The sequence below is a fragment of the Neochlamydia sp. AcF84 genome, assembly GCF_011087585.1.
Lineage (GTDB): Bacteria > Chlamydiota > Chlamydiia > Chlamydiales > Parachlamydiaceae > Neochlamydia.
Genome location: NZ_VJOT01000034.1, coordinates 13,735 through 38,686, shown reverse-complemented (window position 1 = coordinate 38,686; position 24,952 = coordinate 13,735). Strand labels below are relative to the sequence as shown.

The window sequence follows — 24,952 nt, the reverse complement described above, 5'->3', positions numbered from 1 at the left end:
GCCCTTTTCTTGCTTGTTATACTCTCCTCCTGTTCAACATCTATGAGACAGTGGAAGCTTAAATGCAATAAAGCATCCTACCGCAAATTCACAGGCTCGCGTTTATACCTTCCTGCTGAGAATGCACTTTCTGAAGTAGAAGTGGAGATCATTAAAACCTCTCGAGAACAGTTAATCTACCTTAATGCTAAAGGCTTAGAGTTTCAAACTGAAAGAAAAGACCTCGCTGGACACGCTACTCTTCCCGTCGCTATTCATGTGGATGAGCAAGAACACTACTATTCGGCCTTTCTTCTCCAAGGTAACCAGCGTATTTTGTTACCTGAAAATGCCTGTTCATTAATCATCTCCTCGCTTCTTGACCATAAAAAAGTAACAATAGTGGTATCTAATCGATCGACCCTACTTACCCACGAGCATTTTACAGCCCATTACAGCAAGCTAACTTATTGACCACCAATCATCCGCCTTTTACCCCACTTCTTCTTTTAGGATCTTATTCCCTCTTAAAAAATTTTAAGAGGAGCAGAGGAGATAGCTTACAATCGCTAAGCTTATCCCCCAAATGAGAGACTTTTAAAAATAGCTCGGCATGTAATCATCGTCTTAATATAAGCCTGTTTATCATGAAAAAGCCAGCTTTCACAAAGAGCTCATCCCTGTAGGATCGTACAAACGCAGTTTCTTTAAACACAATGATTACCTCGATTAGCTTATACCTCACTCAGGAAACTTTTTTAAAATTTGCTTGCTTGTATCGATTATCAGCTCTTCGGTAGAGGTTTTTTACCTAACTCTTTCGAACAACTGAGGATAACTTAAGAATGGATATACTCGTTCATAAACTGAGGACACCTTTTATATTTTTTAACCATACAGATCATTAAAAATCTATGGTTTCAAAGGGAGCTACAAAGGCTTTATAAAGTATGCCTTTGCTCGCGAGACGCCTAATTTTATCGAAAGCACAAATAGCATTTTGATAATCCTTCTTTCCCTAAATTATTATAGCAAAAGTTTCACAATTTCTGTAAGTTTGCTCACTTTCAAACTCTACCTAGCTAATTTAAATAATCTTAGCAAGTATTTCTAGTTTAACCCCGCAAAATGACTAAAAAAGTTTGCTCTATTCCTAGGTAAGCTGTAAAATCGTGAAAAAAAAGGAACAACTATGCAAAAAGGACATATTCTTCAGTTTGATTGCCAACAATGTAAGCAACAAGTCTCATTTTCGATCTTTGAACTCGATCAGCTTAGCCATTGCATCCAATGCTCCAGCTGCTATAAAAAATATGTTTTCCATGATGAAACACTGATTAGGCAACTTAAAAAATTCGCTTTACTGTGCCGTCAAATTATCGATTCGGAAGAGATTTTAGGCAATACGGTAGTAGGGATTGATCTTCTAGATAAACATGTCAAAATTCCTTATAAATTGCTACTTACGCGTTTTACTTCTAGTTTAGACTTGCTAATAGGTGATCAACCTGTTAGCATCCGATTTCGTATAGAACCTCTTAAAGATACTCCCTTAGAAAAGGAAACTTATCATGTCTAGTCAACTTGAACAGCTTAAACAAATAACTACTATCGTGGTAGATACGGGCGACATTGATACTATAAAAAAGTTCACCCCTACAGATGCTACCACTAATCCCTCCTTAATTTTGGCTGCTACCCAACAATCGCAATATAAACATTTGCTTGATGATGCTGTCCAATACGCTAAAAAGAAAGCTGCCAATTCTAAAGAAATGCGTACTTTAATGATGGACAAGTTATTCGTTAACTTTGGAATAGAAATCTTACGACTTGTTCCCGGACGAGTTTCAACGGAAGTGGATGCGCGTCTTTCATTTGATAGGGATGAGAGCATTCGTAAAGCGCATACTCTTATAAAATTATATGAAGAGGCAGGAATCAACAAGGAACGCGTGCTTATCAAATTAGCTTCTACATGGGAAAGCACACGAGCAGCACAAGAACTTGAAAATGAAGGCATTCATTGTAATATGACTCTATTATTCAGCTTACCACAAGCCATAGCTTGTGCGGACGTTAAGGCTACTCTTATTTCTCCCTTTGTAGGGCGCATTTTGGACTGGTATAAAAAGAATGAAAATGCAAGTGGTTATGCCCCTTCAGAAGATCCAGGTGTGCAATCCGTTACCCAAATTTACAACTACTTGAAGAAATTTGGATACAAAACGCAAGTGATGGGTGCAAGCTTCCGCAATGTCGATGAAATTCTTGAACTTGCCGGCTGTGATCTGCTAACAATAGCCCCTTCCCTTTTAGAAAAGCTTAAAAATACTCAAGGCCCTGTTCCTCGTAAGCTTAATGCTGATCAAGCTCGTCATTTGAACTTAGAGAAAATTAATCTAGATGAGAAAAGCTTCCGTTTAATGTTAAATGACAATGCGATGGCTACAGAAAAATTAGCTGAAGGTATACGCAAATTTGCTGAAGATTCGGTTAAACTCGAACAATATATGGCTGATAGCTACAACTTATCTTTCTAAGGTAGCTACTCATACTAGCCAATCGAGGTAGGAAGCTTAAAGTCTTTTCAAAGTCTATCTAAAAAATTTATAAGCTTTCTACCTATAAGCTTTCCATAGATTGGTAAAGCTTATTTTTCTCTCTGTTTTCTATCTTTTCTTGTCTATCTTTCCCCACAACTTTCCTGGATTAAAAGAGTAGTTGCAAAACGATAAACCTGGTTAAGAGCAACAAGGCAAAGGAACAGCAAAAAAAAATTTGCTTAAAAAACTTTAAAAAGTTTTGTTAGCGTCTACAAAATTGAAAATAATATGCCTTCGAGCAGTTCTTTATGTCATCATATACTTAGTAAAAAGCTTGTTTTTACGGGTAGAGCCAGCCTGGAAAAAGGTTGATTACTTTTTTGGTGATGCAGATGGTAGCTTCTTTAAAAGTTATAAAATTGTGCTTAAAAAGGCTTAAGCTCTTTATTAAAAAATCAGCTTTTTAATCTCTCATTGCTATTAACGCCAACTTTCCAAACTCTTTAGCAGCGTATAAAGCTATTTAAAAGGGTATGATTAAGAATAGCTTAGGATAAACTTTAAGGGATTGGGGAAAAGCCCATACTCTTCGGGCCACCCTTTTTAAATTAGACCTAGTAACTATGACTTTAAAAAATGGAGCTATCTAGACTTTCGTAGTATTAAGGCCAGCTAGAAAGAAAGATAAGCTTTTTAGCTTCTTGCTAAATAAAAAAACCATCCATCAAGAGTTTATCTTTGATGGATAGTTAATACGCTTGGCAAAGGGTAGCGAATTGCTCCCTTTTTTAAGAGCAGTAGAAGTAGAAGCTCTATTATTTTACACAGAAACTTCTACAGGTTCATCTTCAAAGTCAAACAACAGCTCTTCCTCGTGCTCTTTGTCGACAAACTTTTTAACTCGCTTATGATAGGCAAAGCCTGTCCCGCCGGGGATGATATGTCCCATGATGACGTTTTCTTTAAAGCCCATCAAATAGTCAGTCTTACCTGCACAAGCAGCTTCTGTCAATACACGGGTAGTATCTTGGAAAGAAGCAGCTGAAATAAAGGATTCGGTGCTCAATGAAGCTTTCGTGATACCCAACAGGACAGGAACTCCTTGTCCCGCTTTACCGCCTTCTTTAATCACCTTATTATTTTCTTGCTCAAATTCTCGTTTGTCTATCTCTTCACCGAACAACATACTGGTATCGCCTGGATCCAGCACACGCACTTTTTTGAGCATCTGACGTACGATAATCTCAATGTGTTTATCATTGATATCCACACCCTGGAGGCGATAAACCTCTTGTACTTGATTCACAAGATATTTCTGTAGTTCCCGTACCCCACACACTTCCAGGATTTCATGAGGGATGACGATACCATCAGTCAGCTGTTGACCTTTAATAACATGGTCGCCACGCTGAACGATTAAGTGCTTAGTATGAGAAATGAGATGTTCTTCTTCCATTCCTGATACTTCATCACGTACTACGACTATTCGCTTGTTCTTTTGTACACCACGAAAATCTACCACCCCATCAATTTTAGCTATTTCCGCAGAGTCTTTCGGCTTACGAGCTTCAAAGAGCTCAGCCACACGAGGAAGACCTCCTGTAATATCTTTTGTTTTCAAGGCTCCACGAGGCAATCTAGCAAGAAGCTTACCACCACTAGAATATTGCCCTTCAGCTACTGAAATAATGGCTCCCGAAGGAATAGGATAAGTGCCTACAAGTTCTGTACATTCCTTATCAGCATAGATTACAATTTGAGGATGAAGTTCACCACGGTGCTGCTTGACAACCAATTCTGTCTGGCCCGTTTGCTTATTAACATCTCGTTCTGTCGAGATACCCTCCACAAGATCTTCGTATTTAACGTAGCCCGGACGATCGCAAATAATGGGAATATTGTGTTGCTCCCATTCAGCAATTTTCTTACCTAATTTCACTTTTGATCCATCGGGCACTAAAATTTTCGTACCCAATTCTACCGTGAAAGTTTGAAGAGCTTCGATCGATTTTGTGCTAAGTAATTTTTTATACTCTTCAATCGTGCGTCCTTCATCTCGTACAATGTTTAAGGACCCATTTTTGTTCAATGCAATCCACAATCCTTCATCATTTTGTACGACACGAAGATCTGTGTAGATCACTATTCCTTCTTGTTCGGTAATAATCTCAGGGCTTACGCTTGCTGAGGCAATACCACCTAAGTGGAAAGTACGCATTGTCAGCTGTGTACCAGGTTCACCAATAGACTGGGCAGCAATAATACCTACCGCTTCACCTTGACCAACAGTCCGCCCATTTGCCAAGTTAAGACCATAGCACTTGGAGCATACTCCTCGGCGCGTTTCGCAGGTTAACACCGAACGAATCCTAATATGTTCAATACCTGAGTCATCAATAGCCTCGGCTTGTTGAATAGTCAAGACATCGCCTGCTTTAGCCAGTAATTTTGTACTATCGCCGGGCAGATAAATTTCATCAGAGACAGTACGGCCAAAAATACGATCTTTTAAAGGCAATAATTCCTCTTGCCCTTGCTTAATCGCTGATACTTCAATACCATTTAAAGTTCCGCAATCTTCTTCGGTAATGATCACATCTTGGGCCACATCAACTAAACGACGCGTAAGATAGCCGGAGTCAGCAGTTTTTAAAGCTGTATCTGCCAGACCTTTACGGGCACCGTGAGAAGAGATCGAATATTCAAGAACCGTTAATCCTTCGCGGAAGTTAGAGGTAATAGGCGATTCGATAATTGCGCCTGACGGCTTTGCCATCAAGCCCCGCAATGCACCTAACTGCCTAATCTGTGACTTGTTACCACGTGCGCCGGAATCTAACATCATATATAAAGGATTACGTTTGGATTCTTTGACTTCTCCTACAAGTTTAAATAGCTCTTCAGAAACCTGTTCAGAGACTTCTGTCCAAATACTGATAGTCTTAGAGTGTCGCTCCCCATCGGTAATAATCCCTTCTTCATATTGCTTTTTAACTTGGGCTACACGCTCATGCGCTTCTTGCAAAATTTTGCCTTTAATCTCAGGAATGCGTACATCACATACTCCCATCGATAAAGCTGCTTTGGTAGCTTCAGAAAAACCTAAAGATTTTAGATTGTCAAGAAAACGTACTGTGGCTTCCAACCCAGCTTTTTTATAACAATCCATGACTAGCTCTGACATCTTTTTCTTAGGCAAGCTGTAATTTTGAAAACCCATTTCTTTAGGTACAATCATATTGAAAAGCACCCGTCCAGGTGTAGTTTCAATAATACCTGCTTCTGTTCTAACTTTGATTAACTCATGAATACGTACGCCACGGCTGTAATGCACTTTATTTGTGGCTTCATCATCTATACGCTTGCCACCCTTTTCATATTCATACCAGTTATAACTTCCACCAGCATGTAAAGCCATCAGCACTTCCTGGGCATCGCGGAAAACACGTATTTTCTGTCCATGCTCTTCAGGGAAATAAAGAGGATCATGCATCAGATAATAAAGGCCAAGGGTCATATCTTGCGAAGGAACAGCTACAGGCTTACCTGAGGAGGGCAAGAAAATGTTATCAGGAGCCATCATCAAAAGCTTAGCTTCCAATTGTGCTTCGATAGATAAAGGCACATAAACTGCCATCTGGTCCCCGTCAAAGTCAGCGTTAAAGGCAGCGCACACTAGAGGATGAATGCGGATAGCTTTCCCTTCAATGAGTACAGGCTCGAAAGCTTGAATACCTAGGCGGTGCAAAGTAGGTGCCCGGTTGAGTAGAACAGGATGCCCTTTAATGATATCTTCCAGGACGTCCCACACCTCAGGAGCATGACGTTGGATCATTTTTTTAGCTGAGCGTATGGTATAAACATAGCCCAAATCTTTCAAGCGTTTTACAATAAAGGGCTCGAATAGCTCAAGAGCCATTAGCTTCGGTAGACCGCATTGGTTAAATTTTAGCTCTGGACCGACAATAATTACTGAGCGTCCTGAGTAGTCAACCCTTTTACCCAAAAGGTTTTGGCGGAAACGCCCTTGTTTACCTTTAAGCATTTCTGATAAAGACTTAAGAGGGCGGTTACCAGCTCCCATAACTGGATGTCCATGGCGGCCATTATCAAATAAAGCATCTACAGCTTCTTGCAACATACGTTTTTCGTTGCGGATAATCACTTCAGGGGTTTTGAGCTTAAGAATAGCTTTAAGACGATTATTGCGATTGATTACGCGGCGGTAAAGATCGTTAAGATCAGAGGTAGCAAATCTACCACCATCTAAAGGAACGAGGGGTCTTAAATCAGGTGGAATGACAGGTACACATGCCATGACCATCCACTCCGGCTTATTAGTAGAGGAAACAAAGCTTTCTACAATTTTAAGACGCTTAGCTAGCTTCATGCGCGCTTGCATGGATTTAGTTTTACGCAACTTTTCTTTCAGCTCAACTAAAACAGACTGTAAATCCTCTGTAGCCAGCAAATCGGTGACAGCTTCAGCACCCATTTTAGCTTTAAAAGAATCTCGGCCATATTTTTCTTGCGCTTCTCGGTATTCGACATCGTTAAGCAATTGTTTTTTCTCAAGGTCTGTGTTACCTGGATCTGTAACTACATACTCTTCATAATAAATGACCCTCTCTAGATCGGTCGAAGACATACCCAAAACATTTCCAATACGCGAAGGCATAGTTTTAAAAAACCAAATATGCACAACGGGCACAGCTAATTCGATATGGGCCATTCTTTCACGGCGTACTTTGGAGAGAGTGACTTCGACACCACAGCGATCGCAAACAATCCCTTTATGCTTGATTTTTTTATATTTTCCGCAAGCGCATTCCCAATCGCGTGTAGGGCCGAAAATCTTTTCACAAAACAAGCCGCCTTTTTCTGGCTTAAAAGTTCGATAATTGATCGTCTCAGGCTTTTTAATTTCTCCACGCGACCATTGATTTCTGATGATGTCATCAGATGCAATTTTGATCGTGAGCTTATCAAATTGCTGCTCATCTCTTTGATTGTCTGTCATGCTTGTATCCTCTTAATAAATCTATTCAGTTACCACGGATTCTGTGCGAACATCAAGGCCTAAGCCTTGCATCTCTTTTATCAAAACGTTAAAGGATTCGGGTGTTCCTGCTTTGAGCAAATTATCACCTTTAACAATCGATTCGTATATACTTGTACGTCCCGACACGTCATCCGATTTAACCGTAAGTAACTCTTGTAACACATGTGCTGCACCATAAGCTTCAGCCGCCCAAACTTCCATCTCACCAAAGCGCTGTCCTCCCATTTGCGCCTTACCACCCAACGGCTGTTGAGTAACCAATGAATAAGGTCCTACGGCGCGTGCGTGAATTTTATCAGCCACCAAGTGAGATAGCTTTAAGATATAAATGTAACCTACGACTACGGAGTTATCAAAACGTTCGCCTGTACATCCGTCGTAGAGATAAAATTTCCCATCTCCTGGCATTCCTTGGGCTTTCATCATCTCCCAGATTTTTTCTTCTGGAAAACCTTCGAAAACAGGACTTTGCACCCAGATTCCTGCAGCACGAGCCGCAAAACCTAAGTGAGTTTCGAAAAGCTGGCCCATGTTCATACGAGAAGGCACCCCAAGAGGATTGAGGATGACTTCAATAGGCCGGCCATCTTCCATATAAGGCATATCAGCTTCCCGCACGATTCTTGAGACCACCCCTTTGTTACCGTGGCGGCCTGCCATTTTATCTCCCACTTGTAATTTACGCTTAGAAGCTACGTAAACTTTTACTTGGCGTATAATACCGGGGTCTAAATCAGTATCACCCTTCCTCATGTGCTCCACCTCAGTTTTATACTGAGTGTCCAGAGTTTGCATAGCAATGGTGTAATCATGCAGAATTTGCTTAAGCGTTTGGAAAAGCTCATTATCAGGCGTGAGAAGATCTTCAATGTTTTCTTTTTCAATTGCTTCAATCATCTCTTGATTGATTAAAGCACCTTCTTCAAGAATAACTTCCGCAGTCTTGCGATGAACAATAGTACCTGGAGACATTTCATTTAACAGCAAGGCACCTAGACGTTCGCGCCTTTCTATACGAATTTCATGAAGCTTAGCTTTGTATTCTTTTTGAATATCTTTCAAGCGAGAAGCTTCTTCCACCAACTCATCATCGGTTTTAGATAAACGGTCTCGTCTGCTGAAGACCTTCACATCCATGACTACGCCTTCAGTGCCAGGAGGCACTGTTAATGAAGCGTCTTTTACATCAGCCGCTTTCTCGCCAAAAATTGCGCGTAGTAATCTTTCTTCGGGAGCAAGTTCAGTTTCAGATTTAGGTGTAATTTTACCAACGAGAATATCGCCTGGCTTTACTTCAGCACCTATGCGTATAATACCATCATCCCCTAAATTAAGTAAAGCCTCTTCTGATACATTAGGAATGTCGCGTGTAATCTCTTCCTTGCCCAATTTCGTATCGCGAGCTGTTAATTCAAACTCTTCAATATAAATTGAAGTGAAAGCATCCTCGCGTAATAATTTTTCGGAAATGATAATGGCATCTTCAAAGTTATAGCCAAACCAAGGCATAAAGGCTACCAGTACGTTACGCCCAAGCGCAGCTTCACCTTTATCTGTGGCAGGTCCGTCGGCAATTACATCGCCGGCTTTTATTTTATCCCCTACTTCTACAAGCGGTTGCTGATTAATACAGGTACCGGAGTTCGAACGTAAAAATTTCTTCAACAGATAAACTTTTTTCTCCATACGATTATCTAAAGGAGAAATAACAATTTTTGTACCATCTACATATTCCACAACCCCTTCTTCTTGCGCTACTACTACGGCGCCAGAATCCCTTGCAGCTCTTGCTTCTAATCCTGTTCCTACTAAAGGCGCTTCAGGTTTTAACAAAGGTACACCTTGACGTTGCATGTTAGAGCCCATCAAAGCTCGGTTAGCATCGTCATGTTCAAGAAAAGGAATTAATCCTGTCACAATAGAGACTAATTGTTTGGGCGAAACATCCATATGCGTAACTTTGGATGATTCAATTTCTAACGGTTCACTGCGATAACGTGCCCATACGATTGAATCAGCAAACATATTGTGTTCATCCAGGGTAGCAGAAGCCTGGGCAATTACACAGCGCTCTTCTTGATCTGCAGTCATGTACTCGATCTCTTCGGTGACTATGCCATTGCGCACAATTAGATAAGGTGTTTCAATAAAACCAAACTCATTGATCTTAGCAAAAGAAGATAAAGAGGTAATCAGACCAATATTTGGGCCTTCAGGAGTTTCAATTGGGCAAATTCTTCCATAGTGGCTTGTATGAACGTCACGCACTTCAAAGCCAGCGCGATCTCGATTCAGGCCGCCAGGTCCAAGCGAAGAAAGACGACGTTTATGGGTAAGCTCAGCAATGGGGTTAGTTTGATCCATAAACTGAGACAATTGTGAGCGACCAAAGAAGTCTTTAAGCACACCCGAAAGACCTTTAGCGGAAACAATTTTACCGGGAGTCAAGGTATCCGAAGACAAATCAAAAAGATTCATTCTTTCTCGAATAATTTTCTCCATGCGAGCCAAGCCAATACGGCATTGATTTTGAATTAACTCACCTACAGAACGCACGCGACGATTACCTAAATGGTCAATATCATCAATATTAACATCATCGCGACCTTGCTTAAGACGAATTAAATATTTTAAAGCACCAATGACATCTTCTTTCGTCAAAGTGACGGTTTGAAGTTGCTCGTCGGTAAGTTCCAGGCCCAATTTTGAATTAAGCTTATAACGACCTACACGACCTAAATTATAGCGCTTGGGATCAAAGAATAAACGCATAATAGCAGAACGGGCGTTCGATAAAGTAGCAGGTTCACCAGGACGAATTTTGCGATAAAAATCTTTTAGAGCGGATTCATAGGAATCAGTAGGATCCTTTGCTAGCATTTTAATGATAGGGCTTGTTTCATCGGCGTCTTCAGCAATACGAATGACTTCAATACCTGCGTCTATCATGCGTTTTAACATGGCTGTCGTTAATTTTTCTGCTGCTTTACCAAATATTAAGCCACTATCTTCATCGATAACGTCTTGGGCAAGGATTTTACCTACATATTTCACGAATTCTTTTTCGTTTTTAATCTTAACTTTGCGGGTACTAAAAAACTCTTCAATAATATCGGCATTAGTCGAGTATCCCAGAGCACGGATAAAAGTTGTTGCCAAAATTTTACGACGTCTTTTCTTACGATCGATGTAAATATGGATAAGATCATTGCTATCAAATGCGCCTTCTAGCCAGCTTCCCCTATAAGGAATAATGCGGAAGGAATAGATAACATTTCCTCTTGTATGCCGCTCCTGCTCAAAGCTAATCCCAGGAGAGCGATGCAACTGAGAAACGACCACACGCTCAGCACCATTAATAATAAAGGTACCTTTATCAGTCATGACAGGGATAGTGCCCATGTACACTTCTTCTTCCTTGATGCCCGTCTCGTCTGTTAGCCGAAACTTAACCTTTAACGTGACGTTATAAGAAATTCCTCGGCGAATACACTCCTCGGGAGTATACTTAGGTACACCAAGGCTATAAGAGATGTATTCTAAGATAGTCTTTTCGTCATAAGACTTAATAGGAAACAGCTCGCTAAACACCTCCTGCAAACCGATATTTTCGCGCTCATCGGCGAACTTATTAGCTTGAAGAAACTGATTGTAAGATTTTATTTGGATTTCAATAAGGTTCGGAAGATCAATAATTTCTTTTTTATTGATAAAACTCATGCGTTGCGGCGGCCTTTTCAACATTCTGAAGGTCTCCCTGTGTAACTTAACTTAATTGTTTGGATGATAGGTGTAGAATTAAAGATAGACTGATATTTACTAATAGTATCTACCACTAACCCTAAAGGACGGATATATCGACTATATTTTTCAAGAACCAAAATATCAATTCCTAATTTACATTTTTAATTCTATACCAAAAAGCCAAACTTAAAAATAGATGAGCCCAGGTAGGGAAATATTAATTTCACTACCTGGGTGATAAAACTCAAAAAAACTTTCTTAGAGTCCTTTGAGTGTAACCTTAGCACCTGCAGTTTCTAGCTTCTTCTTAATATCTTCAGCTTCTGCCTTGGGGGCTGTTTCTTTGACCACTTTTGGAGCACCGTCTACGAGCTCTTTAGCTTCTTTTAAGCCAAGACCTGTAATCTCGCGTACAACCTTAATGACACCGATTTTTTTATCAGCTGGGGATTCAACCAAAGTCACTTGAAAATCAGTTGCTTCTGGAGCAGCAGGCGCAGCAGCTGCAGGTGCAGCAACTGCCACAGCAGCAGCAGCGGCCTTAACGCCCCACTTATCTTCAAGCATAGTTTTCAACTCAGACATCTCTAATACGCTCAATTCGCTGAGTGTATTGACTAAATCTTCTGTTTTTTTACTCACAGTACTACCTCTTTAATTTCTAAAAACTTTATGTTAATGGGTTAATTATTATCTTCGCCGGCTTGCTTACATTTATTGTCCAAACAGTAAACCACGCTTGACAACACTGCATCCATGACTGCCAATGTCTCAGACATCGGTGCTTGAAGAACGCCAAGTAGCTGCGCACGCATTTCATCTTTATTGGGCAGCTTAGCTAAGGCCTCCATTTCAGCTGCATTGTACAGTTGGCCTTCAAAACGGCCACCAATCACTTCAACAACTTTGCCATTGTCCTGGCTAAACTTGTATACATACTTTGCTGTATCAAGCGGCTCATGCCCTGCCAAAACAATTCCTATATGCCCTTCTAGTGAGTCTATATCTATATCAAGCCCTGCTGCTTTAGCTGCTTTCACTAAAATACGCTTACGCACAACTTCAATGAAGCCACCCTGCTTAGCTAGGTCGCCACGAAATTCGTTAGCTTTATTAGCTGTAAAGCCTCTGTAGCGCATGATCAAAAAAGAATCATTTTTCTGAATATGATCTTGTACTTCATCTAAAAGGAGCTGCTTTTCTTCTCTCATAAAATAACTCCTTTAAGCTTGCTCAATTGCACGCAGGTCGATTTTTAAGCCGGGCCCCATCGTAGAGGAAAGGTACGCAGACTTCATAAATTGTCCCTTCGCTGCAGCTGGTTTGGACTTCTGCACAGCATGCAAAAATGCCATTATGTTTTCTTCAAGTTTATCATGCGCAAAAGATAGCTTACCCAATCCATTGTTAATCATTCCATGGCGATCCACTTTGAACTCAATTTTACCGGCTTTGAGCTCATGAATAGCTTTAACGATATCAGTGGTTACGGTTCCAGCTTTGGGTGTTGGCATGAGTCCTCGAGGGCCAAGAACTTTACCTAACTTACCTACTTCGCGCATCATATCTGGGGTGGCAATAACGGCATCAAAGCCGCTCCATCCCCCGCTAACTTTTTCTAAAAGTTCGTCGTCACCTGCGTAGTCGGCTCCAGCTGCTAAGGCTTCTTTAACCTTTTCACCTCTGGCAAAAACGAGTATTGAAATCGTTTTTCCTGTACCATTCGGTAGTGATACAGTTCCGCGGACATGTTGATCCGTTCTACGAGGGTCCACGCCCATTTTTAAAGCCACGTCAAGCGTCTGATCAAATTTAACAGGCGGACATTTCTTTAAAATTTCGACAGCTTCTTTAACTGTGTATGTTTTAGTAACATCCACTAGTTTTGCTGCCTCCCGAATTCTTTTGCTTTGGCGACCCATATTCTCTTTTTGTTTATAAGTTTATTCAGCGACTAACTCTAAGCCCATGGAACGTGCTGTCCCTAGAACGATATGTGTAGCAGCTTCTAAATCGCGCGCATTCATGTCTTGAATTTTTTCTTCAGCCACTTTTAACGCTTGCGCCTTAGTAATTTTGCCCACTTTGTCTCGATTAGGTACGGCCGACCCTTTTGCTACACCTGTTGCTTTTTTCAATAGTTCTGCTACAGGGGGCTTTTTTGTAATAAATGTGAAGCTTTTATCAGCATACACAGTGATGACGACGGGCAAAATATCTCCTGCCATCGCCTGAGTTTTAGCATTATATTCCTTGCAAAATGCCATAATATTTACACCGGCAGAACCGAGTGCTGGACCAATAGGTGGAGCTGGATTAGCTTTCCCTGCTGGAATTTGCAACTTAATAATTTTAACAACTTTTTTTGCCATAATTTCCTTCTATCCACCATTCATCTTAACATGTGACACCCCGAGGCAGGGGTCTGAAGCAGCTAAAGCATCAAAGCTGAGTTTTTTGTCACACTCATTATATATTATCTTAATTGAAATCTTCAAGGTAGTGCTATTTAAAGCGCCGTCTCCTCATGATCTCTAGCTTGATTCTGCTTCTTCGTTAATTTCTTCCACTTGTACAAATTCTAGATCATCCACCCGTGTATCACGCCCAAAAATAGAAACCAATACGCTCAAACGGCCTTTATCATGGAAGACCTCAGAAACCGTTCCAATAAAGTTAACGAATACACCATCTATAATTTTAACTTTGTCGCCTATTTCAAACTTGTGGCGTTGAGTAACTTTTTGTTTTTTATCTTCTAGATCTCTAAGAATTTCTTCAACCTCAGCATCAGATAAAGCTGTAGGCTTATCTCCACCTAAAAACTCAATGACTCCGGCAGTCTGCTTAACATAATGCCAAGACTCATCTGTTAGAGTCATTTTTACAAGGAGATAGCCCGGCCATAAACGTCTTTCTATAATTTTCTGTTGTCCTTTTTTGACCTCAGAAACATTTTCAATGGGCAGCAAAATTTTTTCGATAAGCTCGCTCATGCCTTTGAGGTCTCGGTGCTCCTCTAATGCTTTCTTGACTTTTTTTTCATGTGTAGAGAAAACCTGTACGACATACCATTTGTGCATTAACCACCGCCGTTATTAATCTTAAACTACTAAACGCAAAGCCGACTCTAAAAACCAAAGGCACGCTTGAATGAGTAAATCCATAAAATATATACCCATTCCACAAAAAAATGTGGCACCGACCACAATAAGAGTATAAGTTTTTAATTCTTCAGGATTCGTCCAGTTAATACGTTTAAGCTCAGCTTTAATTTCGCTAACAAAGTCAGCTACTTGTATTTTTTTATTAGCCGCCACAGTTTCTTTATTTTTAGAGGCATTAAGGGTAGGCTGTTGTTTTTTCTTCGCTTCCATTAATTTTGCTTCGACTACCATATTTTACCTCCAACCTACTCTCATTGTGATTACTTCATTACGAGTGCGGAGGGATTCGAACCCCCGACCGGCGGCTTTGGAGACCGCTGCTCTACCAGCTGAGCTACACACCCTCATCATTAAGTTAAGTGTGTAGAAAATTGTAGGCTACCCACCTGTTTCTCTACACACTTACATTAACACTTACTTGATAATCTCTGATACTGTACCAGCACCGATAGTATGTCCGCCTTCACGAATAGCAAAACGCATACCTTTTTCCATGGCTACTGGAGCAATTAATTTAACAATAATCTCCACGTTATCACCAGGCATAACCATTTCTACGCCTGCTGGCAATTCAATAGTACCGGTTACGTCTGTCGTACGGAAGTAAAATTGAGGACGATAACCTGTAAAGAAAGGCTTCTTACGACCACCTTCTTCTTTAGTCAAGACATATACAGGCGCTTTGAATTCAGTATGAGGAGTGCAAGTACCGGGAGCTGCCAACACCATTCCGCGCTCGATATCAGTCTTTTCAAGACCACGAAGAAGAAGACCGACGTTTTCACCGGCACGTGCTTCATCCATCGACTTGTTGAACATCTCTACCCCTGTCGCTACAGTGTCACGTGTTTCACCTAACCCGACTAACTGCAACTTATCGTTTAATTTGACTATTCCTCGCTCCACACGGCCAGTAGCTACTGTACCACGTCCAGAAATTGAGAATACATCTTCAACAGGCATTAAGAAAGGCTTATCGATTTCTCGTGTGGGTGTAGGAATTTGCTGATCAACAGTGCGCATTAAAAGCTTAACTGCTTCCACATATTTTTCATCTCCCTCGAGAGCTTTTAAAGCAGATCCTCTAACAATAGGTACATCTTTATAGCCTTTGGATTCGAGTAACTCATGCAATTCTAATTCCACCAAGTCAAGCAACTCTTGATCGCTTTCACCTAGCATATCTACTTTGTTAAGGAACACTACGATCGCAGGAACTTGCATCTGACGAGCTAATAGGATGTGCTCGCGAGTTTGAGGCATAGCACCATCCGTGGCAGCTACCACAAGTATAGCACCATCCATTTGTGCCGCACCTGTAATCATGTTTTTTACATAATCAGCGTGACCGGGGCAGTCAACGTGTGCATAGTGGCGAGCATCAGTTTCATATTCCACGTGAGTGGAGTTGATAGTGATACCACGTGCTTTTTCTTCAGGTGTATTATCGATCGAAGCATAGTCTCTAAAAGTTGCTCCGCCTGCTTCAGCCAATACTTTTGTTATAGCGGCTGTTAAAGTTGTTTTGCCATGGTCGACGTGGCCAATAGTGCCCACGTTTACGTGAGGCTTATTACGTTGAAATGATTGTTTTGCCATTATATCCTCCGTTAAACTCCAGTAAGGACGTTAATATATTTATTTTTTCTTTTTTGCCCAGAAAAGGAATTGAACCTTCGACCGCTTGCTTACCATGCAAGTGCTCTACCACTGAGCTATCTGGGCAAGCAATTTTTGTCTGCAAACTCAAAAGCATAAAAGTTTAGCTTTTTTTATATAAAAGATCAACAATTATTAGGATCTTCCATATTCTTAACGTTGGCGGAAAATTATCCGAGCTTTCGTTAAATCATAAGGAGACATCTCTACAGTCACCACATCTCCTACCAAAACACGAATATTTTTCATTCGCATTTTTCCACATAGATGGGCTATAACCTTTAAGCCATTTTGTAAGGACACTCTAAAGGTCATATTTGGAAGCAGCTCTTCTACAGTGCCGTCCAATTTAATAGTATCTTCTTTTGCCATGCTATATTGGGGTTTATGTCTTTGAAGAAATAGAAACGATTTATTTAGTGTAGAATAAATTAACACAAATCTGTTAAATGTCAAGCATAAATGTTAAATCCATGAAAATTATTTTACTTTGGGGGAATATCGCTTAGCTAACCTCCTACTACTTTTTCTGCTATATTACACCACCCTTGCAAGGATGATTTTTATATTTATCTTAAAAAGGCGCAGCGTCTGCATTTTTTTTAAGAATTTTTGATTGTACTTCTCTTTGCTTACCCCTAAGAAACATACAAGCCAAAGAAAAATTTAATATGGCAAATAAACGATAGGAGAGCTATTATTTCCTCGGGATAATCAACCACTTAACGCAGGCTCTTTATTAAAAAGATAAAGAGCTGTAAATTAAAAATTTCATTTTTTGCAAACACTTACTAGTTGCAGTTTATTTAAGCGTGGTTAAGTTTGCTATTCCCTAAATATTTTTAGCTTTAAGATAAAGTAGATATTAGAGCTGTATACTGAATTTGATAGATTTCCTTATGTCACCCACCTTTGAAAGAAAACAAAATGAATTAAAAGCTCTTTTTGCAGCTTGCCCTAATGAAGAGTCTAAATACAAAAAGATCATGGAAATGGGGCGAACATTAACAAAGCTGGAAATGCATCTTAAGACCCCTGAGAATATCGTTAAAGGCTGCCAAAGTGTCATGTATTTACACTCTTTTTTAAAAGAGGGAAATGTCTATTTTAAAGTGGAGTCTGAAGCTTTAATTTCTGCCGGGCTAGCAGCTCTTCTTATTTATGTCTATAATGGAGAAACACCAGAATCTATTTTAACCTGTGCACCGACATTCTTAGAAGAGTTGGGTATTCGCGCTAGCTTAACACCTAGCCGTGCCAACGGCCTCTATAGTGTACATCTACGCATGAAGCAAGACGCCCTCAGATTATTAACAGCTAAGTAAATAGCTTATTGCCCGCCGATCTAAATATTAAATTTTCTTAAACTTAATCCTCTGCCCGCTTCGTACATGGCTTTTGCAATTTTACGGATGGGGCCAGTTTTAAGTTATCTATAAGAAGAAAAGCGTAAAAAATAAAATACCAGGCGCTTTTATAAGACAGGATAAAAAAAACCAAACTTTAGGCCACTTAAAGAAAAGTTTCCACCATTTTTTATTGGCTAGCAGCTAACTCCTTCATTAAGACGGATTTATTTCCTTACGCGTTTCAAATTCTAGCTTCCATTGACGCCCATCTGCTGATACACACCATAGCTCCAGTACACCCAATTCTGTCATCCGAGACTTTAACTTAACATTGATCACTTTTCCATCTCCTTCCATACGATCTAGGCATGCTTCTATGCTAGGTAACTCGGTCAGCTCCTGTTTCCAATTTTTAACTAGGGTTCCTACTGCAGGTTCTATACCATTCGACAATGTTTTAGTCGCATGGCTAAAAAAGCGAAAGGTAGCTGGCTGTCCTACTACGAGGGCAAATTCTTGCCCCGGTAAATCTTGTTCTGAGCCTTCCTCCATGCCAAAAGGTACTACACACACAGCTTTAAGAGACGGCGTAAGACCGGGCACTGCTAAGGTAGCCTCTTCTACGCCCACATAAAAGCTGCGACTTGTACCGCTTTTAATCCTTATGGCGTGCCCTCGACAAGCAAGTCCATAGCTAACAGCTCCATAGCTCACAGCGTAATCCAGATCGCCGTCTGCCAATACCTTTACCGTTTCTCTATGCATTTTTGTAGCCCAATAATTAAGTTGCTCTACTACTCTTTGGCAAAACGCTTCTGCTTTCATGGTTCCCCCGTTAAAGAGGACAGCGGTAGGCATTAGAAAATTATCCATGCTTGGGCTTTCACTTTCACCGGTCATAGACAAAAATTTAGCTAATTGGCAGGTTATACGCGCATCTTGCGCATAAGGCAAGCCAATCTGCTGCAAGCCTAAACGCTTTTCATGATGAGCACGTTCTTCGGGATTTACTATAGGCATAAAGCCTTGCAGAATTAATTCTTGGGCTTCAGGCAAGGTTATAGATGTTTTTAAAGAATTGGCTATTAATTTACGTCCTCTTCCCATAATAGTGATGTCCACTTGCTGAGAGGGTGCTAATGCAAACAGCTGTTCCTTTGCTTGTCGGCAAGCATGTGTTAAAGCTTTAAGTTGCCATTCATCAATAGAATGGCCTTGCTCTTCTAATTTAGATTTTGCAAGGTAAGCTAACGCTAGATCTATATTGTCTCCACCCAGTAATAAATGGGATCCTACGGCAATGCGTTTTAACCCTACCTCTCCCTCTTGATCAATTACGGAGATGACACTAAAATCGGTAGTTCCTCCCCCAATATCTACTACTAAAATATGATCTCCCACTTTAAGGATTTTACGCCAATCTTGGGCATGTCTATGTAGCCATGCATAGAAGGCTGCCTGAGGTTCTTCTAGAAGAATAATAGCGGGATATTCCGCTAAAGCTGCAGCTTCTTCGACAAGTTGGCGGGCTCGCGGGTCAAAAGAGGCAGGAACCGTAATTAAGACCTGCTGCTCTTTAAATGGAACTTGCGGCATATTTTTTTCCCATGCTAAGCGCATGTGCCGCAATAATTCCGAACAAGCCTGCAAGGGACTTATTTTCAAGCTCTCTTCATCAAAATCTGGAGGAAGAAGGGGGTCATGGGGATTAATGCTAGGATGACAAAGCCAGGATTTTGCTGACGAGATGAGCCGAGTAGGCAGCTCAGCTCCTCTATGACGAGCATACGATCCTACACATTTGTTAGAGCTAAAAAAATCTGCTAACTCTAGAGGAATTGCAGAAAGCTCCTCTGATAAGGGAAAGTATAAAAAAGAGGGAAGAGCCTTGCTCTCACCTAAGGTTGTAGCCTCCATGACCTGGGGAATAGAAAATTGATGAATAACGGGGTTATTATCATCAACTTGCGTATAAGCTAAAGTGCAATTAGTCGTTCCAAGATCAATACCGATAATATAATGGCTAGAAGAGACCATGATTAAAATACCTTATATACAATATAGAGAGAAAAAATATTTTTTTAATTATCCTTTAACTTCAATTTCTGCAGGACAAATAATTTCGGAGGCTTGTTCTGCCATTTTCATCGGCAAAGATCGTTTATGAGCTTTCCAGCCTTGGTGAACAATAGTTCCTATATAGGGAGGCTCTCCCCTAACTTGGCCTGATACTTTTATAGCTGCAGTATCATATCCTTTGGGTACTGTAATCATTGCTCCCTCTTTTTCTAGCATGATAGGACGTATGGTTACCAGTTCTTCCAAGTTCTTACTACATTCTTGATGAATTTGGCGTACAGCCGCGCCTACTTGAGCATCAGTAAAAGCATGAATATCCTCTTTTAAGAAATCAATAAGCCGCCCTGACTGCTGCAATAAAGCGAGCAAGCGCAAATGTGAATAGTCTTGCTTGGGGCTTTCTAAATTTTTCACCGAATCATCTAGAAAAGCCAAAGCCTTAGTGGGCTCCTTCCAAGCTTTAATAAATGCTTTTATAGCTAATAAAAAATTCATGGTAGTTTCTCCTAAATGTCGATTCTTTTTTCGATAAGTTCATAGGCTTCATACACGGAGGATAAATAGCCGGTATGTACAAAAATCTCAAGCAATAAACATAGAAGAAAAAATACAAATACTAGACTTAGCAGTAATTTTCCTCCAGGCACACGAAAATAAGCGGGATATCCTTTAGAATATCGGCCTATCCAAACCATTAAAACAGGAATAAAGCCATTTAAGATTGTATCTCCATAACCGCCCGAAGAATCTAGAGCGACTACAAACACTCTTTCAAATTGAGTAGCAAAAACAAGTGTAGGCACGATGATTAAGATGCCTAATATTACATTCCCTATTCCTATCTTTTTAATTTTTAATCCATCGGAAAGGAAATCAAATAGCCCTAAAGCAATCCCTAAAAAAGAAGTGACAACGGCAAAAAAAGCAAAAAAATGAGCAATACTTGCTACATACTTTCCGTGCACATGTTCATTTAAAAAAAGAGTGGCAGGCTTACCATCAATCAAGGCTTGAGCCAAGCCATGGGTCCCTTCTACGGGAACAATCCCCAACATCATACATTGCCATAAAGCATATACTATAAAGGTAATAGAAGTCCCTCCAATAATTGCTAAACGTAAGCTCTTTAAGTTCTTTTTTAAATAAGGAGTCAAACTTGGCACCATTGTTTGATAGCTAAAAGAGGCCAACATTAAAGGAATAGCTAATAGAAAACCTGTCCAATGACTATATTTCAAATAAGTAACTTGTACTTCGGGCATCCCTATGCTAATTAAGGCTACATAGGAAGCAAGCATTGCCATAAATAAAATTGCATTGACTCGGCCTACAATAGCACTCCCTAAATAGAGAACGAGCCCAAAAGTTAAGATATAAATCGTACACCCTAGCTCTTTAGTCAAGGGAAGATTGAAAACGCTGTCGAAAGCTATAGCTAATTGATGGCCTCCTGCTGCTGTATAGGCAACAAGCGAGGCATAACAAATAAAGAGATAAAGAATCCAGCTAATCCCACGTCCCATATTTCCTAAAAGACGGTGTGTCATGGTATCAACATGGACACCTTCTTCCATCCACAGGCTAACTTCCAATAAAAGTAGACCTGTAATTGTCATCATTATCCAACAGATAACCATGACCACTAAAGAAGGTATAAAGCCATTCACACCTGTGGCAACAGGTAAAGCAAGCATTCCTCCACCAATACAACAACCCGCTACAAGAAACATAGCTGACAAAACGGTTCCTTTAGAAGGAACGAGACTTTTTTCCACAACTCTCCTTAATAAATTTTAAAATTAGTGAGATGATCATAGATAATTTAGTGATAGTCATCAAGAGGAAACAGCTACAGAACTAATAGTAGGGTGCTATGCAATGCAGTTTATCTTTTGCCCTCTTAAAAGCTAGCCAAGCTCTCTACTTTTTTCCTTTCCAGGAAGATACTTTCAAGACATCAAAGAAGATTGAAGTAAAAAATTTTCTAAGCTTTTCAATAAAGCTTGTTATAATAGCGACATCCATCCAGCAACTCATCTATTTGTTCAAGGTCCTTGAAAGGCAGTCTATCCATCTTTAAGCTTTTGTTTCATTCAATCCCCTCTTTTATTAAAATAAAAAAGACTTAAAGAGTGAATATGCCAACCTTCTTATTAAAAATTCAAAACCTCTCTTTTTCTTTCGGAGAAAAAAAGATATTAAAAAATCTTTCGTTAGATATATCACCTAACGAAGTCATCTCTTTAGTAGGATGGTCAGGATCAGGGAAAACGACTCTCTTTAAACTCCTTGCAGGCCTATTACCGACTGAAAAAGGGGTGATTAGCATGGCCACAGGTTACCCTGCAGAATCCATTGCTTTTATGGCGCAAGAAGATCTGTTGCTTCCTTGGAGAACAATTCTAGAAAACTTACTCCTGCCTACAGAATTAGGGAAAAAGCCTTCTTCTAGCTTATCCCTCCAGCAAAAAGCATTAAGCTTGCTCTCAGAAATGGGCCTCCAAGAAAGTGCTAATCTATATCCTGAGCAACTTTCTGGAGGAATGCGCCAACGGGTTTCTCTCGCCCGTGCTCTTTTGCAACAACGCCCTCTCCTGCTGCTGGACGAGCCTTTTAACAAGCTAGATGTAGTACTTCGTGAGCAGATCTATGAACTATTACGTAAACTTAAAGAGAAATTGAATTGTACCATTTTAATGAATACCCATGACTTTCGTGATGCTATTTATCTGGCAGACCGTATTTTATTGCTGCATGATGGAATTATTTATAAGATATGGAAAATAGAAAATAACGTGCGGCATGATCCACTCCACTATGCAACCCTTTCAGAGGAAATCCGGCAGGCCCTCTTCAATTTGATAAATTAAGCTGATAAGTAGGATCTTCTAATTTTCCTCCCTTAAATGGCCTTGCTAGGTAAATAATCTAGCAGCTCGTTTGTTTAAGGCGCAGCCTTATGCTACTAAGTTAGCACCCCTAGCCCTTTAGGTATTCCAATTTTTTTATCTTATTCCTAAACAAAAACTTACGCTATAGTTCTGCTTACTGATAAGCCCTTTCCTAAAGAAAAAATTCCCTCCCAAGCTCTAAATAACTTTCCACGCACTATTTCTTTTTCTCCAGCCAGGTCTTGTCAGTTTTTAGGCTGCAGGTTCCTTCCCCTCGTGGAGGTACTAAGGGATTTATGCTTTGAATAGAGGATGGGTAGCAAGCTTATCTATCATAAGCTTTCTGCCTATAAGGAACTTTTAGGCGCTTTGGCAACTTAAAAGATCATCCAGTTCGTTATTAAATCATCCGCTTTATTGCTCTTTGTCAAATCCCTCAAAATAATCTTCTATGGATTTGGACACATGCTTAAGTAGATCTTCCTTCAAATTCTCCGCTTGTCTTTCTAAAACTAACAGATTTTGCATTCTCCTTCCTCATCAAGCTTCATCTTACAAAAATCAAAGGCTATATCTGTTAGGGAAGGGTATGGTTTAACTTCTTTACGTTCTTGCCCAAGCTTTTTAGTGCATCTACAGATGCATATCTAACTAGGATAGACGAATAGTAAGCAATCTTGAGTATTAGCCCGCATAGAATATGCCTCTGCTAACTTTATTAAGCATTATAGTTATCCAACTCTCTAATAGATAAAAAATCAAAAAAAGTAATATTTTATATAAAAATCAAACTAAAATAATATTTTCTTGTTTTAATTAATAGATCTATAGCTTATGGTTAGCTGCGGATAAATTTTTGAATTAAAGCTTGGAAAGCAAGGATAGCCTATAAACGCTTGGCTATAGCTTCTTGCTAAAAATAAAACATCAATATTTCCTAGGATTGATTAGATTGTTAAATAATGAAAGCTTTGCTATTAGCCTTATAAAACATTAAAGAAAGGGCTTAACCTCATGCAAGTTCCAAATCTCTCTCCCCATCCTCTATCAAAGATTTCACCTGAAATTCCCGTGTCTGCGCTTTCCCCCGAGCTCCACAAGAAGTTACAAAATCCTGAACTTTACGCTATGGTAGAGGGTACTCTATGTGGCCGGCTGGTTAAATTGCTTCTAGCACGCTGTAATACCACTTTAGAAAAGCATTTATATGTATACAAAGCTAAAGGAGTTGTGCTCTCAGAAAGCTTACAGATTATATTGGGAATAGCCCAAGCCACAGATAATCAAGAAGCTCTTGATATACTTTATAAGTATAATCCTAACTTAGATTCCATCTGCTCTATTAAACTTATAGCTCATCGATTTAGCATTGTCGGTAAAAGCCAAATAAATGGGCAGTCTTTTGAGTTAGAAGGTTCTGATCATCGCATTACCTTTCAAGCTCTTTATAATTCGCTTAAACAGCATCTAGATCTTCCTGAGCAAGAGATGATTCTTCCGATTATTGAAATGATCTTAAAAGTTGAAAAAGATCCCACTATAATGCCAGAAATTCTTTTAGAAGCCTATCATCAAGGCAAAACAATTTTATTGCCTTTGGTATTTAAGTTAATGACAGCCTGTCACATTTATGGTTTTCTCATTAAAGGCAACCGGCTAATCAAGCTTAATAAAGGACTTCATGCAGACCTACCTACTGGGCTACATGTTTATAGAATAGCTGATCCTTCTAAGATTAATATTGAATACATTCATAGGTTACTGAACACGAACGTATTAAGAACATATTTTGAAAAAGGTGTGGATAAAGAACTGGGTCTTATTCACGACCATTATATCCCTACTACCCTTCAAAAAGGAGGATTCTGTTCTTGGTCTTTAGCCAAAATGGCTTTACGCGGAAGCTTTATTTTAGAAGGGATAGAGAATGAAGAAATAAAATATAAAAAATGGAGTCAAGCCGATCGTTTTGCCACACTCATCGATTATCTAAAGCAAGAAAATATAGATCCCCACTTAATCGCTTCGATGTGGTGTAGAACTAAAGACCAAAAAATTAAAGAAGCTTTGGAAGATAGATTAACAACTACGCATATAGCTAATGAAAAATCCACATCTCTTCATTTAGCAGCAGAAAGCAATAACTTTCCAGTGGTAGAAAAGTTATTGATGGAGGGAGTAAATATCAATGAAGAAGACTCTGAAGGCTGGACACCCTTAATTGCCGCGGCTTGCCAGGGTCATGTTGAAATGGTGGAATACCTATTGGAAAGAGGAGCCCACGTTAATAAAACGGGTAAAACAGGCCTTAGTGCCTATTGCCACCTATTGTCTCAGATAGGTGAATGCTCTAAAAATCCCAAAATGGAAAGCCGTATCAATAAGGTTGAAAAGGTTTTAATAGAGAAAGGAATTGATACAGATCTTTCCAATGGTTTTAAATGGATGTTCCGACGCCATGCAGAAAGGTTTTAAA

19 protein-coding genes and 2 tRNA genes are annotated in these 24,952 nt (G+C 39.8%); 6 read left to right on the top strand and 15 right to left on the bottom strand.

Features of this window, described 5'->3' with window-relative positions; translation table 11 throughout:
* The first annotated feature begins 42 nt into the window (after positions 1-42).
* The 3 genes from NEOC84_RS03175 to tal all read left to right on the top strand — a co-directional run bounded on the left by NEOC84_RS03175 (position 43) and on the right by tal (position 2,522).
* Complete coding sequence (locus NEOC84_RS03175; protein WP_166155227.1) at positions 43-453, top strand: hypothetical protein; 411 nt, start codon at positions 43-45, stop codon at positions 451-453.
* 718 nt (positions 454-1,171) lie between these two features.
* A complete protein-coding gene (locus NEOC84_RS03170; protein ID WP_166155225.1) occupies positions 1,172-1,558 on the top strand; it encodes a hypothetical protein in 387 nt (128 codons plus the stop codon).
* On the top strand, positions 1,551-2,522 hold the full coding sequence (tal, locus tag NEOC84_RS03165; RefSeq protein WP_166155223.1) for a transaldolase: 972 nt from the start codon (positions 1,551-1,553) through the stop codon (positions 2,520-2,522). Before NEOC84_RS03170 ends, tal begins: the two co-directional genes overlap by 8 nt.
* 823 nt (positions 2,523-3,345) lie before the next feature.
* On the opposite strand, the gene rpoC is transcribed toward tal, so the two are convergent.
* From rpoC to infA, 12 genes are all read right to left on the bottom strand, one after another.
* The gene (gene rpoC / locus NEOC84_RS03160; RefSeq protein ID WP_166155221.1) at positions 3,346-7,545 is read right to left on the bottom strand and encodes a DNA-directed RNA polymerase subunit beta'; all 4,200 of its coding nucleotides are present in this window, start codon (positions 7,543-7,545) and stop codon (positions 3,346-3,348) included.
* Positions 7,546-7,566: 21 nt separating this feature from the next.
* Positions 7,567-11,328, bottom strand: a complete 3,762-nt coding sequence (gene rpoB, locus NEOC84_RS03155) for a DNA-directed RNA polymerase subunit beta (protein WP_166155273.1) — start codon at positions 11,326-11,328, stop codon at positions 7,567-7,569.
* A 261-nt stretch (positions 11,329-11,589) separates the two neighbouring features.
* Positions 11,590-11,973, bottom strand: coding sequence for a 50S ribosomal protein L7/L12 (gene rplL / locus NEOC84_RS03150; protein ID WP_039385535.1), 384 nt, complete (start codon positions 11,971-11,973; stop codon positions 11,590-11,592).
* Between the two features lie 41 nt (positions 11,974-12,014).
* Positions 12,015-12,542, bottom strand: coding sequence for a 50S ribosomal protein L10 (rplJ, locus tag NEOC84_RS03145; protein ID WP_042244067.1), 528 nt, complete (start codon positions 12,540-12,542; stop codon positions 12,015-12,017).
* Positions 12,543-12,554: 12 nt separating this feature from the next.
* Complete coding sequence (gene rplA / locus NEOC84_RS03140; protein WP_166155219.1) at positions 12,555-13,253, bottom strand: 50S ribosomal protein L1; 699 nt, start codon at positions 13,251-13,253, stop codon at positions 12,555-12,557.
* A 21-nt stretch (positions 13,254-13,274) separates the two neighbouring features.
* Positions 13,275-13,703, bottom strand: coding sequence for a 50S ribosomal protein L11 (gene rplK, locus NEOC84_RS03135; protein ID WP_039385540.1), 429 nt, complete (start codon positions 13,701-13,703; stop codon positions 13,275-13,277).
* A 162-nt stretch (positions 13,704-13,865) separates the two neighbouring features.
* Positions 13,866-14,414, bottom strand: coding sequence for a transcription termination/antitermination protein NusG (gene nusG / locus NEOC84_RS03130; protein WP_039385542.1), 549 nt, complete (start codon positions 14,412-14,414; stop codon positions 13,866-13,868).
* A gap of 21 nt (positions 14,415-14,435) precedes the next feature.
* Entirely contained in the window at positions 14,436-14,729 is a 294-nt protein-coding gene (secE, locus tag NEOC84_RS03125) for a preprotein translocase subunit SecE (RefSeq protein WP_166155217.1), read from the bottom strand.
* 40 nt (positions 14,730-14,769) lie between these two features.
* Positions 14,770-14,842, bottom strand: a tRNA-Trp gene (locus NEOC84_RS03120).
* A gap of 70 nt (positions 14,843-14,912) precedes the next feature.
* Positions 14,913-16,097: an elongation factor Tu gene (gene tuf / locus NEOC84_RS03115; protein ID WP_166155215.1), complete on the bottom strand. Its 1,185-nt coding sequence runs from the start codon at positions 16,095-16,097 to the stop codon at positions 14,913-14,915.
* A 54-nt stretch (positions 16,098-16,151) separates the two neighbouring features.
* Positions 16,152-16,223: transfer RNA gene (locus NEOC84_RS03110), tRNA-Thr, on the bottom strand.
* Positions 16,224-16,310: 87 nt separating this feature from the next.
* Complete coding sequence (gene infA, locus NEOC84_RS03105; RefSeq protein WP_039385545.1) at positions 16,311-16,529, bottom strand: translation initiation factor IF-1; 219 nt, start codon at positions 16,527-16,529, stop codon at positions 16,311-16,313.
* A 527-nt stretch (positions 16,530-17,056) separates the two neighbouring features.
* Between infA and NEOC84_RS03100 the strand changes: the two genes are divergently transcribed.
* Positions 17,057-17,482, top strand: coding sequence for a SufE family protein (locus NEOC84_RS03100; protein WP_166155213.1), 426 nt, complete (start codon positions 17,057-17,059; stop codon positions 17,480-17,482).
* Positions 17,483-17,719: 237 nt separating this feature from the next.
* Here NEOC84_RS03100 and NEOC84_RS03095 read toward each other — a convergent pair whose 3' ends face one another.
* Genes NEOC84_RS03095 through NEOC84_RS03085 form a run of 3 tightly spaced genes read right to left on the bottom strand, consistent with a single transcriptional unit; the run spans position 17,720 to position 21,360 of the window.
* Positions 17,720-19,543 carry an Hsp70 family protein gene (locus NEOC84_RS03095; protein WP_166155211.1) on the bottom strand — a complete coding sequence of 608 codons (1,824 nt, stop codon included), beginning with the start codon at positions 19,541-19,543 and terminating at the stop codon, positions 17,720-17,722.
* 48 nt (positions 19,544-19,591) lie between these two features.
* Entirely contained in the window at positions 19,592-20,080 is a 489-nt protein-coding gene (locus tag NEOC84_RS03090) for a DUF2760 domain-containing protein (RefSeq protein WP_166155209.1), read from the bottom strand.
* A gap of 11 nt (positions 20,081-20,091) precedes the next feature.
* On the bottom strand, positions 20,092-21,360 hold the full coding sequence (locus tag NEOC84_RS03085; protein ID WP_347566630.1) for an aromatic amino acid transport family protein: 1,269 nt from the start codon (positions 21,358-21,360) through the stop codon (positions 20,092-20,094).
* A 363-nt stretch (positions 21,361-21,723) separates the two neighbouring features.
* Between NEOC84_RS03085 and NEOC84_RS03080 the strand changes: the two genes are divergently transcribed.
* Both NEOC84_RS03080 and NEOC84_RS03075 read left to right on the top strand, forming a co-directional pair.
* The gene (locus NEOC84_RS03080) at positions 21,724-22,455 is read left to right on the top strand and encodes an ABC transporter ATP-binding protein (RefSeq protein WP_166155207.1); all 732 of its coding nucleotides are present in this window, start codon (positions 21,724-21,726) and stop codon (positions 22,453-22,455) included.
* A 1,035-nt stretch (positions 22,456-23,490) separates the two neighbouring features.
* Positions 23,491-24,951 carry an ankyrin repeat domain-containing protein gene (locus tag NEOC84_RS03075; protein ID WP_166155205.1) on the top strand — a complete coding sequence of 487 codons (1,461 nt, stop codon included), beginning with the start codon at positions 23,491-23,493 and terminating at the stop codon, positions 24,949-24,951.
* Position 24,952: the final 1 nt, after the last annotated feature.

Bases quoted from the DNA above. Each gene is read 5' to 3' on its own strand.
- NEOC84_RS03175 (WP_166155227.1), top strand. From the start codon at position 43: ATGAGACAGTGGAAGCTTAAATGCAATAAAGCATCCTACCGCAAATTC.
- NEOC84_RS03170 (WP_166155225.1), top strand. From the start codon at position 1,172: ATGCAAAAAGGACATATTCTTCAGTTTGATTGCCAACAATGTAAGCAA.
- tal (WP_166155223.1), top strand. From the start codon at position 1,551: ATGTCTAGTCAACTTGAACAGCTTAAACAAATAACTACTATCGTGGTA.
- rpoC (WP_166155221.1), bottom strand. From the start codon at position 7,545: ATGACAGACAATCAAAGAGATGAGCAGCAATTTGATAAGCTCACGATC.
- rplJ (WP_042244067.1), bottom strand. From the start codon at position 12,542: ATGAGAGAAGAAAAGCAGCTCCTTTTAGATGAAGTACAAGATCATATT.
- rplA (WP_166155219.1), bottom strand. From the start codon at position 13,253: ATGGGTCGCCAAAGCAAAAGAATTCGGGAGGCAGCAAAACTAGTGGAT.
- rplK (WP_039385540.1), bottom strand. From the start codon at position 13,703: ATGGCAAAAAAAGTTGTTAAAATTATTAAGTTGCAAATTCCAGCAGGG.
- nusG (WP_039385542.1), bottom strand. From the start codon at position 14,414: ATGCACAAATGGTATGTCGTACAGGTTTTCTCTACACATGAAAAAAAA.
- secE (WP_166155217.1), bottom strand. From the start codon at position 14,729: ATGGTAGTCGAAGCAAAATTAATGGAAGCGAAGAAAAAACAACAGCCT.
- tuf (WP_166155215.1), bottom strand. From the start codon at position 16,097: ATGGCAAAACAATCATTTCAACGTAATAAGCCTCACGTAAACGTGGGC.
- infA (WP_039385545.1), bottom strand. From the start codon at position 16,529: ATGGCAAAAGAAGATACTATTAAATTGGACGGCACTGTAGAAGAGCTG.
- NEOC84_RS03100 (WP_166155213.1), top strand. From the start codon at position 17,057: ATGTCACCCACCTTTGAAAGAAAACAAAATGAATTAAAAGCTCTTTTT.
- NEOC84_RS03095 (WP_166155211.1), bottom strand. From the start codon at position 19,543: ATGGTCTCTTCTAGCCATTATATTATCGGTATTGATCTTGGAACGACT.
- NEOC84_RS03090 (WP_166155209.1), bottom strand. From the start codon at position 20,080: ATGAATTTTTTATTAGCTATAAAAGCATTTATTAAAGCTTGGAAGGAG.
- NEOC84_RS03080 (WP_166155207.1), top strand. From the start codon at position 21,724: ATGCCAACCTTCTTATTAAAAATTCAAAACCTCTCTTTTTCTTTCGGA.
- NEOC84_RS03075 (WP_166155205.1), top strand. From the start codon at position 23,491: ATGCAAGTTCCAAATCTCTCTCCCCATCCTCTATCAAAGATTTCACCT.